Annotated in this window: 9 protein-coding genes; 2 read left to right on the forward strand and 7 right to left on the reverse strand. The window is 71.6% G+C overall.

Annotated elements, in window-relative coordinates:
- From QOL99_RS10660 to QOL99_RS10685, 6 genes are all read right to left on the reverse strand, one after another.
- On the reverse strand, positions 1-1,386 hold a 1,386-nt coding region (locus QOL99_RS10660), incomplete at its 3' end, for a diguanylate cyclase domain-containing protein (protein WP_285523717.1).
- Between the two features lie 215 nt (positions 1,387-1,601).
- The gene (locus QOL99_RS10665; RefSeq protein ID WP_285523719.1) at positions 1,602-2,849 is read right to left on the reverse strand and encodes a glycerate kinase type-2 family protein; all 1,248 of its coding nucleotides are present in this window, start codon (positions 2,847-2,849) and stop codon (positions 1,602-1,604) included.
- Between the two features lie 71 nt (positions 2,850-2,920).
- A complete protein-coding gene (locus QOL99_RS10670; protein ID WP_285523721.1) occupies positions 2,921-4,498 on the reverse strand; it encodes a catalase in 1,578 nt (525 codons plus the stop codon).
- 519 nt (positions 4,499-5,017) lie between these two features.
- Positions 5,018-6,517 carry a histidine ammonia-lyase gene (gene hutH, locus QOL99_RS10675; RefSeq protein WP_285523722.1) on the reverse strand — a complete coding sequence of 500 codons (1,500 nt, stop codon included), beginning with the start codon at positions 6,515-6,517 and terminating at the stop codon, positions 5,018-5,020.
- The gene (gene hutI / locus QOL99_RS10680; RefSeq protein ID WP_285523723.1) at positions 6,514-7,728 is read right to left on the reverse strand and encodes an imidazolonepropionase; all 1,215 of its coding nucleotides are present in this window, start codon (positions 7,726-7,728) and stop codon (positions 6,514-6,516) included. The genes hutH and hutI overlap by 4 nt, the downstream gene beginning before the upstream one ends.
- Complete coding sequence (locus QOL99_RS10685; RefSeq protein ID WP_285523725.1) at positions 7,725-8,633, reverse strand: arginase family protein; 909 nt, start codon at positions 8,631-8,633, stop codon at positions 7,725-7,727. Before QOL99_RS10685 ends, hutI begins: the two co-directional genes overlap by 4 nt.
- 26 nt (positions 8,634-8,659) lie before the next feature.
- On the opposite strand from QOL99_RS10685, the gene QOL99_RS10690 reads away from it, so the two are divergent.
- Complete coding sequence (locus QOL99_RS10690) at positions 8,660-9,223, forward strand: Uma2 family endonuclease (protein ID WP_285523726.1); 564 nt, start codon at positions 8,660-8,662, stop codon at positions 9,221-9,223.
- Positions 9,224-9,225: 2 nt separating this feature from the next.
- Here the strand turns inward: QOL99_RS10690 and hutU are convergent, their stop codons facing one another.
- The gene (gene hutU / locus QOL99_RS10695) at positions 9,226-10,911 is read right to left on the reverse strand and encodes a urocanate hydratase (RefSeq protein ID WP_285523728.1); all 1,686 of its coding nucleotides are present in this window, start codon (positions 10,909-10,911) and stop codon (positions 9,226-9,228) included.
- A gap of 132 nt (positions 10,912-11,043) precedes the next feature.
- On the opposite strand from hutU, the gene QOL99_RS10700 reads away from it, so the two are divergent.
- On the forward strand, positions 11,044-11,620 hold a 577-nt coding region (locus tag QOL99_RS10700), incomplete at its 3' end, for a helix-turn-helix domain-containing protein (protein ID WP_285523729.1).

Consider the following 11,620-nt stretch of genomic DNA (forward strand, 5'->3'; position numbering starts at 1 on the left):
TCCGGCGTCCCTGGCGGCGCTCAGGGCGCGGGCGGGGGCCTCGCGGGCCTGCCGCTCGGCGGTGTCCCGCTCGCCTTCCAGGGGGGCCGACAGCAGCAGGGCGAACTGCACGCCGTCGAGGCGGTACGCCCGGTCCCCGTCTCTCAGGCCGGCTCCCAGCGCGGCGGCGCAGCGCACCAGCAGGGCGTCCCCCTCCAGGTGACCGAGGGCGCCGTTCAGGGCCGCGAACTCGGTGAAGGCGCAGCGCACCAGCGTGAACGCCTCTCCCCCGGCCAGCCGCGCGTCGAGATCGCGCTCGAAGGCGCGGCGGCCCGGCAACCCGGTCAGGGCGTCAAAGGTCGCCTCCCGCTGCGCGGCGTGCAGCAGGGCGCGGCGGCGCACACCTCCCGCCACGCAGCGCCTCACCGTCTCCAGCAGGGCGCGGTCGGTGGCCGTCCAGACCTGCGGGCGGGTCCGCAGGGCAACCAGGTGCAGCGCCTGATCGCCGGAGCTTCCCAGCGGCACCTGCGCGGCCACACAGACCCCGGCCTCCACGAGGTCCGGGCAGAACTGGGCGAGGCTGGCTGCGCTGTCCAGAAAGACCACCGCCCCGCTGTCCGTGCCTGCGGCGCGAGGAACGGGCCGCGCCAGCCTCGCCCCCAGCCCGGCCCCCAGCCCCGCTGACTGCCAGAGGGTCCGGGCCTGCGCCGTGCCGCCCTGGGTGGTGATCAGCCCGGCCCAGTCGAGGTCGGTCACGTCCGCGACGAGGGCCACCGCGTGCTCGGCCAGTTCGTCCGGCAGCAGGTCGAGGTCGGCCAGTTCGAAGATGGCCTGCAGGGTCTCGCTGTGGCGGTTCATGCGGCGCAGTTGCTGCATCAGGAGGTCGCGGGCCCGGGCCTCGCGTTCCAGTTCGGTGGCCACCCGCCGCAGCTCCAGCTCGTCGAGCGCGAGCGCCGCGAGATTGCGCAGGGCCTCACGCTCGACCGCGCTGACGCCCTCGCGCGGCACGGTGTCCAGCACGCACAGGGTCCCGATGTTGTAGCCCGACGGCGTGGTGAGGGGCGCCCCGGCGTAAAAGCGGTAGCCTCCCGGCGCCGTCACGAGCGGGTTGTCCACGAAACGGGGGTCGAGCCGCAGGTCCGGAACCGCCAGCACGCCGGGCTGCAGCACGGTATAGCTGCAAAACGACACCTGGCGGTCCAGCACCCGCAGGTCAATCCCCACGCACGCCTGACACCGGGTGCTGTCCTCCGCGACAAAGTTGATCAGGGCGACGGGGGCCCGGAAAAACTGTGCGGCCAGGGTCGCCAGACGGCCGAAAGCCTCGGCGGGCAGCTCGTCCAGCACGGCGTAGGGGGCCAGGGCCTCCAGCCGCGCGAATTCCTCTGCAACAGGGGTGGGGGGCATGCCCGCCCAGCCTAGAACGCCCATTGTCACTGCGCCGTCACTGCGCCGTCACTGCGCCCTCACAGCGCGGCCGCACTCCGGAGGCCGCCCCCGCACCTGCCAGGACGCCCCGCCCAGTGGGCGCGGATGAAGCCTGGAGCCCTCCGTCATCCCTGTTCCTGCTTCCTTCGGTCGGGATTCACCGTTATTGCCTCACTGTTCATCCGGAAGCCGTATCAGACGGTGGGCAGGAGCGCCAGCAACCGCAGGTCGCCCAGGTTGTGGCCGGTGGGCCCCGTCATCAGGGCGTCTCCCAGGTGGGCGAAGAAGGTGCCCGAATCGTTGCGGGCGAGAAAGGCGTCCGGGTCGAGGCCCAGCCGACGCGCCCGCGCGAGCGAATCGGGAGTCAGAAACGCTCCGGCCGCCGCGCTGTTGCCGTCTATCCCGTCGGACCCGGCGGAGAGGGCGTGCAGTCCCTCGCCCCCCAGCCCACGCAGCAGCCACAGCGCGAACTCCTGGTTGCGCCCGCCCACCCCGCCCCCGCGCAGGGTGACGGTCGCCTCGCCGCCGGAGAGCAGCACGAGCGGGGCGGTCAGGCCGGGGCGCCGCCGCCTGACCTCCGCGACATGCCAGGCCGCGAGGTCGCGCACGTCGCCGTCCTGGGTCGCGGAGAGGATCTGGGCGGCGATCCCGCGCCGTTCCAGCACCCTTCGTGCCGCCTCCAGCAGCACCCGCCCGGAGCCGACCACCCCGGTGTGGGCGTGGGGCAGCTTGCCGGGTTTGGGGGTCTCGGGGAACTCGCCCCGCGCTCCCGCCTCCAGATGGGCACGGGCCTCGGGCGCAGCGATCCCGAACTGGTCCAGCACCGCCAGCGCGTCCGCGAAGGTCGTGGGGTCGGGCACGGTCGGCCCCGAGGCGATCACGGAGGGATCGTCCCCGATCACGTCGGAGATCAGCAGCGCCCGCACCTCGGCCCGGGTCGCTGCCGCCAGCCGTCCGCCCTTGACGCGCGACAGGTGCTTGCGGACCGTGTTGATGTCGGTGATCTCGGCCCCGGCCGCCAGCAGCTCACGGGTCAGCGCCTGCTTCTGCGCCAGCGTGACCCCCCAGGGAGCCGAGAGCAGGGCGCTGCCGCCGCCCGACACCAGGACCAGCAGACGGCTTCCGGCAGGCAGCGCCGAGACGCGGGCCAGCACCGCCTCCGCCGCCCGCACGCTGTCCTCATCGGGAACGGGGTGGGAGGCCGGATAGACCGCTGAGCCGGGTGGAGCGGTCAGGTCGGCCGAGTCGCGGGGCGGCACCGCCAGGCCAGGCACGCCGGGGTGGGCCTCCAGCGCCGCCCGCAGCATCGGCAACGCTGCCTTGCCGAACGCGACCACCAGATCGGGGCGCGGCCCGTCCAGATGGAGCGCGAGCAGCCGCGCCGGGGCCACCGCCGCGAGCGCCTCCCGGTAGGTGTCTTCCAGCACGGCCCGCCAGTTCATGCCCAGAGCATAGAAAAACCCCTCTCCCCCGGTGGGAGAGGGGCGCTGCGGAGCAGCGGGGTGAGGGGGTCTCAGTACGGCTGCGCCTCGCGGCTCTTCTGCTCGGCCTGCTCCACGGCCTCGCGCTCGCGCTCCTCGCGGCCCCGGCGCACCTCTGCCAGCCCCTCGGCCACGCGGCGGCCATAGTCCTCGTCGCACCTCGTGAACAGCTCCACCATGCGCTGCTGCACCTCGGGGGTAGCGGCGGAGATGTTCTCCACGAGGTTCTGGATCAGGTCGTCGCGCTCCCAGTCCTCGAAGGCGCGGTACTGCTCGCCCGCCTGCTGGAAGTCGTTGGTGCGCTCGATGGGCGCCCGCTGGAGGTGGCCCCCCACCCAGGGGGTGTATTCCACCACGTCACGCGGCGCTTCACGCAGGCCGTTCATGGAGTTGGGCTCGTAGTTGACGTGCGGGTTTTGCCCCGGTGCCACGTCCACCCGGTAGGCCATCTGCCCGTCGCGCTGGTTGGTGGCGACCTGCCGCCTGGGCGCGTTGATGGGGAGCTGGAGGTAGTTGGTGCCCACCCGGTAGCGCTGGGTGTCCGAGTACGAGAAGGTCCGGCCCACCAGCATCTTGTCGTCACTGAAGTCCAGCCCGTCCACCAGCACGCCCGTGCCGAAGGCGGCCTGCTCGACCTCCGCGAAGTAGTTCTCGGGATTGCGGTCGAGGGTCATCTTGCCGACCGGCAGCCAGGGGAACTGCTCCCTGGGCCAGATCTTGGTGTCGTCGAGCGGATCGAAGTCGAGTTCGGGGTGGTCGTCGTCCGACATGATCTGGACCAGCAGCTCCCACTGCGGGAAGTCGCCGCGCTCGATCGCCTCGTACAGGTCCTGGGTGGCGTGGTTGATGTTCTTGCCCTGGATCTTCTCGGCCTCGGGCTGGGTGAGGTTCCTGATGCCCTGGAGCGGTTCCCAGTGGTACTTCACCAGGACGGCCTCCCCTTTGTCGTTCACCCACTTGTAGGTGTTCACGCCGCTGCCCTGCATCTGGCGGTAGTTCGCCGGGATGCCGTGCGGCGAGAACAGCAGCGTCAGCATGTGCATCGCCTCGGGCGTGTGGCTCATGAAGTCGAAGATGCGCCCGCCGTCCTGCCGGTTGGTCACGGGGTCGGGTTTAAGCGAGTGGATCACGTCCGGGAACTTGATCGCGTCGCGGATGAAAAAGACCTTGAGGTTGTTCCCCACGAGGTCCCAGTTGCCGTCTTCCGTGTAGAACTTCACCGCGAAGCCGCGCGGGTCACGCATGGTTTCCGGCGAGTGGCTGGAGTGGATCACGGTCGAGAAGCGCACGAACACGGGGGTGCGCTTGCCCGGCTCCTGAAAGAGCTTGGCGCGGGTGTACTTGCTCACGGGCTCGTCGCCCACCTTGCCGTAGGCCTCGAAATAGCCGTGCGCCCCGGCCCCGCGCGCGTGCACGACCCGCTCGGGGATGCGCTCGCGGTCGAAGTGGCTGATCTTCTCCAGGAACTGGTAGTTCTCCAGGGTGGCGGGGCCACGGGTGCCCACAGTGCGCTGCTGCTGGTTGTTGCGGACGGGGTGGCCCTGACGGGTGGTCAGGGTGCGCTCGCCCTCTGCGGCGGTGGGGTGGTCGGGCATTTTCTGGTCGCTCATGGGTCCTCCTGTGGCCCAGCGTGGGGCCGGACGACGTGCCCGGCCGTGTGCGGGCCTGCAGTCTCATACGGGTTCCGTCCATTTCCTTTCCTTCCGGGACACCACCGGAAGGAACTCCATCTCCCGGAACCCGCCCTTTCTCCTGCTCGCCTCCGCTCGGATGGAAGCACTTCGTCGGCGATTCCATCGGAGTCCATATCAGACTGCCATACCCTGCCGGGGTGTTCCCCCGCCGGGAGACAGTCTTCAGGGGGGATGAAGCCTGCCCGCTTGCCCCGCTNGCACTTCGTCGGCGATTCCATCGGAGTCCATATCAGACTGCCATACCCTGCCGGGGTGTTCCCCCGCCGGGAGACAGTCTTCAGGGGGGATGAAGCCTGCCCGCTTGCCCCGCTCGGCGACATGAGCCCGCGCCCCGGTGACCCCGCTCCCGACTTTCAGGCCCGTGGACCCCGGCCCCCACGCGGCCCAGGTGCTGGCCGGGGTGCAGGCGCGGGGGGGCGGCGAACGCGTGAGCCTTCAGGCCTCCCGCGCGGCCCGCAGCAGCTCCCCGCTGACGATCAGCCCGCGCACCCGCAGCAGGTCCGGGCGGTAGTAGCGGTCGCGCTCCATCGGCATGACCTCCTGCCGTAGCCGTTCCCAGGCTGCCTGCACGCCCGCGCCCGCCCGCAGCCCGCCGAAGTCGAGCGCCTGCGCCGCTGCCAGCAGCTCGACCGCCAGCACAGACGCCACGTTGTCCACGATCTGCCGCAGGTGCCGCGCCCCGTGCGCCCCCATGCTGACGTGGTCCTCCTGGTTGGCCGAGGTGGGGATGGAATCCACGCTGGCGGGGTGCGCGAGCACCTTGTTCTCGCTGACGAGGGCCGCCGCCGTGTACTGGGCGATCATCAACCCGGAATTGAGGCCGCCCTGGGGCGCGAGAAAGGCGGGCAGGCCGGAGAGGGCCGGGTTGAGCAGTTGCTCGGTGCGGCGCTCGGAGACGCTGCCGAGTTCGGCCACCGCGACCTTGAGGGCGTCGGCGGTCAGGGCGAGCGGCTGGCCGTGGAAGTTGCCGCCGGAGATGACCTCGCCGGTGTCCGGGAAGATCAGGGGGTTGTCGGTGACCGAGGCGAACTCGACCGCCAGCATCCGCCCCGCCGTCTCCAGCGCGTCGTGAGAAGCCCCGTGGACCTGGGGGACCGCCCGCAGGCTGTAGGCGTCCTGCACCCTGCCGCAGTTGGCGTGAGAGGGGGCGATCTCGGATGCCCGCAGGAATTGCCGCAGCTCCCCGGCCACCGCCACCGCGCCGGGGTGGGGGCGCAGGCCGACCACGCCCGCCGAGAACGGACGGTGCGAGCCCGACAGCGCCTCCACCGTCATCGCGGCGGCCAGATTCGCGGTGCCCAGCAGGGTGCGGGCATCATGAAGGGCGAGGGCGAGCAGGCTGCCCATCAGCTGGGTGCCGTTGATCAGGGCCAGACCTTCCTTGGCCTCCAGCACCAGCGGGGCCAGCCCGAGGTCGGCCAGCACGTCCCCGGCGGGGCGGACCTCTCCCCCGACCTCCAGTTCCCCCAGCCCGATCAGCGCCAGGGCCAGATGCGCCAGCGGCGCGAGATCGCCCGACGCGCCCACGCTGCCCTGCGCGGGGATGACGGGGTGGGCGCGGGCGTTCAGCAGCGCGAGCAGCAATTCCACGACCTCTGTCCGCACGCCCGAGTGCCCCAGCGCGAGCGACTGCGCCCGCAGCAGCAGCATCCCGCGCACGACCTCGGCGGGCAGCGGTTCGCCCACCCCGATGGCGTGCGACACGATCAGGTTGTGCTGCAGGAGGGCGAGCTGGTCCCGGCCCACCCGCACGGTGGCGAACTTGCCGAAGCCGGTGTTCACGCCGTAGACGGCCTCGTCGCCGTCCACGATGCGCTCGACGACGGCCCGCGCCCGGAGGATGCGTTCGCGGGCGGCGTCCGCGAGGCTGACGGGTTCGCCGCCGCGCACCACGGCGAGAAAGGTGTCCAGGTCGAGATGGTGGTCCAGAATCACGGCTTGGTCTCCTTGAGGGGCTGCCCGCCCACGTACACCCCGCGCACCGGGTTTGCCCCCAACGCGAAGGCGAGGTCGCGCCAGTCGGCGGAATGCAGGGCGAGAAAGTCGGCCCGCGCACCGGGAACGAGGGCACCCCGGTCGCTCAGGCCCAGGGCGGCGGCGGCATTGACGGTGCAGGCGCTCAGCGCCTCGGCGGGGGTCAATCCACACAGCCGCACGGCGAGGGCGAGGGCCAGCTGCGAGCTGAACACGGGCGAGGAACCGGGGTTGAGGTCCGTTCCCACGGCCACGCACGCGCCCGCGTCCACCAGCGCACGGGCGGGCGCGGCGGGCAGCCCGAGGTGCAGGGTCACGCCGGGGAGAACGGTCGCCACGGTGTTCGAGGCCGCAAGCGCCGCAACCTGTGCCGGGCCGCTCGCCTCCAGATGGTCCACGCTGAGCGCCCCCAGCTCGCAGGCGAGTTCGGTGCCGCCCAGCGTGTGGAACTGGTCGGCGTGCAGCTTGGTGGCGAGGCCGTGGGCTTTTGCGGCTTGCAGCATGGCCCGCGTCTCCTCCAGCGTGAACGCCTCCCTCTCGCAGAACACGTCCACCGCCGCCGCCAGCCCGGCGCGGGCCACGTCGGGGATCAGTTCCTCGCAGACGGCGCGGACGTACCCGGCGCGTCCCTCGGTCGGGGGGACGTGGATCAGCAGGGTGGGAAGGAGCGCGAACTCGCTCCCAAGTTCCCGCACCGCCTCCAGCATCCTGACCTCGGCGTCGAAGTCCAGGCCGTAGCCGCTCTTGACTTCAACAGTCGTCGCGCCCGAATCCCGCAGGGCCTGCAGGCGCGGGCGGGCCAGCGCTACCAACCCGTCCCGCGTGGCCGCCGCCGTCGCCCGCATGGTCGAGCGGATGCCGCCGCCCCGCGCGAGGATGGTTTCGTAGGGCACCCCCTCCACCCGCGCCTCGAAGTCGGCCAGCCGGTCCCCGGCCCAGACCGCGTGGGTGTGGGGGTCCACCAGGCCAGGCACCACGGCCACCCCGCCGAGGTCGCGTTCTTCGGCGGATGCGGGAGCGTCGGCGCGGCGGCCCACCCAGCGAATCCGTCCGCCGGAGACGAGCAGGGCGGCGTCCTCCAGCACGGTCAGCTCGCGCATGGCCGCGCCACGCTGCGGGCCGGGGCGAGGGGTGACAAGCTGGGAAATGCCGGTGTAAAGCATGTCCGTCATCGGAAGACCTCCGCCAGCGTCTCCATGATCAGCCGCGCTCCGATCAGTTCGCTGCGCCCCGAGGGATCGAGGTTCGGCGCGAGTTCCACCAGGTCGAGGCCCACCACCGTGTTGCGGCGGGCCGTCTCCGCCAGCAGCCGCATCGCCTGCCCGTAGCTCAGGCCGTCCGGCTCCGGGCTACTCGTTCCCGGCAGCACGGCGGGGTCGAGGGCGTCGGCGTCCACGCTGAGGTACACGTTCTTCCCGGTCGGCAACCGTGCCAGCACCCCGGCGAGGTCGGCGGCCACCTCTTCCACCGGGATCAGCGTGTGGCCGCGTGCCCGCGCCGCTGCCACCGCCTCCCCATCGAAGCGCAGCCCGCGCAGGCCCACGGTCGTGATGTGGACGAGGTTGGGCAGGGCTTCCGCCGCCCGCCGAAAGGGGCTGGAGTTGGAATAGCGGGTGTCGTTGCGGGTGTCGGTGAAGTCCAGATGCGCGTCGAGCTGGACGACATGCAGCTCCGGCACGTCGCCAAAAGCCCGCAGCAGCGGAAAGGTGACGGAATGGTCGCCCCCCAGAAACACCGGCAGGCGGCAGCGTTCCCGCACCTGCCGCGCCGCGTCGGTGGTGCGGTCGCGGGCGAGTTCGGGTTCGAGGGAAGGCAGCACCACGTCGCCCGCGTCGGTGAAGGTCACGCCCCCCAAGCGGGTGGTGCCGTCCAGCCCGGTAAAGGGGGGCACGTACCGCAGGGACGCCTCCCGCAGCGCACGCGGCGCGAAGCGGGCGCCGGGGCGGAAGCCCAGCGCGATGTCGAAGGGGATGCCCAGCACGCCCACGTCCGAGCGCCAGTCGCCGTCCGGGGCTGCGTGCGGGGCGCGGGCAAAGGTGGCGATGCCGCTGTAGGGAAGGTGGCCAGGAGCAGTCACGCGGCCTCTCCCCATACCATGTCCCCATGACCGACTCCGCGTTTCAGGCCATGAGCGTGGAGGAGTACCTGCGCTCGGAGGAAAGCAGTCCCCACAAGCGCGAGTACGTGGGCGGCTTCGTGTACCCGCTGCACGCGCACGCGGGGGTGAGTCAGCCGCACTCGCTGATCACCGGGAACATCTTTGCGGCGCTGCACCCCCACGCGAGGCGGCGGGGCTGCCGCCTCCATCACACCGATATGCGTCTGCACGTCGGCCACAGCATGTTCTACCCCGACGTGATGCTGGCGTGCGGACACGGCACGCCCCACGACTTTTACGAGACGACCCCCTGCCTGCTGGCCGAGGTCCTCTCGCCCAGCACCGCCGCCAACGACCGGGTGGGCAAGTACGCGATGTACACCGGCATCCCGACCCTCCAGACCTACCTGATCGTCGAGCAGGCCGAGCGCCGGGTCTACGAGTACCAGCGGGCGGGAGAAGAGTGGCGGCTGCGCGAGGTGGCCGGGGACGGCGAGGTGGGCGTGCCGTGCCTGGGCCTGAGCCTCACGCTGGAGGACGTGTACGGCGGGGTGATCGAACCGGGCTGACCTCACGGCCTGTCCCCGACTCCCAGGCTCGGCAGGTCCAGCCCCCGCTCCCGCGCCACGTCGAGCGCAAGGTCGTAGCCCGCGTCCGCGTGGCGGATCACGCCCATGCCGGGGTCGTTGGTCAGGCAGCGGCTCAGGCGCAGGGCCGCTTCCGGCGTCCCGTCCGCGACCGCGACCAGCCCGGCGTGCTGCGAGAAGCCCAGGCCCACGCCGCCGCCGTGGTGAAAGCTCATCCACGCCGCGCCCGACGCGATCCCCACCCCGAAGTTCAGCAGAGGCCAGTCGGACACGGCGTCCGAGCCGTCCTTCATCGCCTCCGTCTCGCGGTAGGGGCTGGCCACACTTCCGGCGTCGAGGTGGTCGCGGCCGATCACGATGGGCGCTTTCAGCCGTCCGTCGGCCACCATCTCGTTAAAGAGGAGTGCGGCGCGGTCGCGTTCGCGGTAGCCCAGCCAGCAGATGCGGGCGGGCAGGCCCTGAAAGGCGATCTGGTCGGCGGCGTAGGTCAGCCAGGATTGCAGCCGCTCGTCCTCCGGGAACAGCTCCAGCAGGGCCCGGTCGGTCGCGCGGATGTCCTCGGGGTCACCAGAGAGGGCCACCCAGCGGAAGGGGCCGCGTCCCTCGCAGAACGAGTCGCGGATAAAGGCGGGCACGAAGCCGGGATAGTCGAAGGCATTCTCCACCCCCGCCTCACGCGCCCGCTGCCGCAGGTTGTTGCCGTAGTCGAAGGCGACCGCGCCCCGCCGCTGGAGTTCCAGAATCGCGCGGACGTGCGCGGCCATCGCCTCGTAGGCGCGGCGGCGGTACTCCTCGGGCTCGTCCTGGCGCAGGCGGGAAGCGTCCTCGTCGGCGGTGACGGGCGGAATGTAGCCCCACATGGGGTCGTGTGCGCTCGTCTGGTCGGTCACGAGGTCGGGGGTGTAGCCGATCTCCACCAGCCGGGCAATCAGGTCGGCGGCGTTGCCGAGCAGCCCGATGGAGCGGGCTTCCCCCGCCGCCTTGAAGCGCTCGGCCCGCGCGATGGCGTCCTCCAGCGAGTCGGCCACCTCGTCGAGATAGCGGGTGTCCAGCCGTTTCTGGATGCGGGTGGGGTCGATCTCGACGGTGATGCTGACGCCGCCCGCGAGCTTCACCGCGAGCGGCTGAGCGCCGCCCATGCCGCCCAGCCCGGCGGTCACGGTGACGGTGCCCTTCAGGGAGCCGCCGAAATGCTTGCGCCCCGCCGACGCGAAGGTCTCGTAGGTGCCCTGGAGGATCCCCTGGGTGCCGATGTAGATCCAGCTTCCGGCGGTCATCTGGCCGTACATGGCGAGCCCGGCGCGGTCGAGGCGGTCGAATTCCTCCCAGGTCGCCCAGTACGGCACGAGGTTGGAGTTGGCGAGCAGCACGCGGGGGGCCCACTCGTGGGTTTTCAGCACGGCAACCGGCTTGCCCGACTGGATCAGCAGCGTCTCGTCGTTCTCCAGACGGTCGAGCGTCTCCACGATTCGGTGGAAGGCGGGCCAGTTCCGCGCCGCCTTGCCGCGTCCGCCGTACACGATCAGCTCGGCGGGGTGCTCGGCCACCTCGGGGTCGAGGTTGTTCATCAGCATCCGCTTGGCGGCCTCCTGCATCCAGCCTTTGGCGGTTTTCTGGGACCCACGCGGGGCACGGATCACGGGAGCGGACGGGTCGGTGGTCTGGGTCATGGGAGAACCTCTGGGGGGAGACAGGGACGGAGCGGGGGTGGTCTGCCTATCTTCCGCGCTCCCGGCCCGCCCACAAGCCGACTCTCCGCATAGTCCGGAAACCCTCCAGCCCACATCCTCTACCCTGCTCGCATGTCCCGCACCCAGAGCACCGTCCTCAGCGCCGTGCGGCTGCTGGAACTGTTCGACGCGGACCAGACGGAATGGACGCTGGGCGAGCTGGCGCGGAAGGTCGGGCAGCCCACGTCCACCGTTCACGAGGGGCTGAATACGCTGGTCGCCACCGGCCTGCTGACGCGGGTGGGCTGGGGCCGCTACCGGCTGGGGTGGCGGCTGCTGAAGCTGAGTTCGGCCCTGTACGGCAGCCTGCCCTGGTATGCGCCCGCGCACGCGGCGATGGAGCGGGTGGCGCGGGGAACGCATCTGCTGGCCTTTCTGTGCGTGCTGGACGCCCCACCGGGAGAGAGTGGCCGGGTGCTGTGCGTGGCCCGCAGCGTGCAGGGCCGGGATGGGCCGCCCGTCGCGGGGGAACTGGACTTCGAATTGCCCCCCCACGCCACCGCGAGCGGAAAACTGCTGCTGGCGCTGGCAGGACGGGCCCTCCCCTCGCCCGCTCCGGCCTACACGGCGGCCACCCGCACCGACCCCGCCGCCTGGGAGGCCGAGGCCGCCGCCATCCGGGGCGCCGGGCACGCGGAAAGCGCCGACG

The organism is Deinococcus rhizophilus, assembly GCF_030271215.1.
GTDB lineage: Bacteria > Deinococcota > Deinococci > Deinococcales > Deinococcaceae > Deinococcus > Deinococcus rhizophilus.

Excerpts from the sequence above, each read along its gene's own strand:
- QOL99_RS10665 (WP_285523719.1), bottom strand. The coding sequence starts at position 2,849 with ATGAACTGGCGGGCCGTGCTGGAAGACACCTACCGGGAGGCGCTCGCG.
- QOL99_RS10670 (WP_285523721.1), bottom strand. The coding sequence starts at position 4,498 with ATGAGCGACCAGAAAATGCCCGACCACCCCACCGCCGCAGAGGGCGAG.
- hutI (WP_285523723.1), bottom strand. The coding sequence starts at position 7,728 with ATGACGGACATGCTTTACACCGGCATTTCCCAGCTTGTCACCCCTCGC.
- QOL99_RS10690 (WP_285523726.1), top strand. The coding sequence starts at position 8,660 with ATGACCGACTCCGCGTTTCAGGCCATGAGCGTGGAGGAGTACCTGCGC.
- hutU (WP_285523728.1), bottom strand. The coding sequence starts at position 10,911 with ATGACCCAGACCACCGACCCGTCCGCTCCCGTGATCCGTGCCCCGCGT.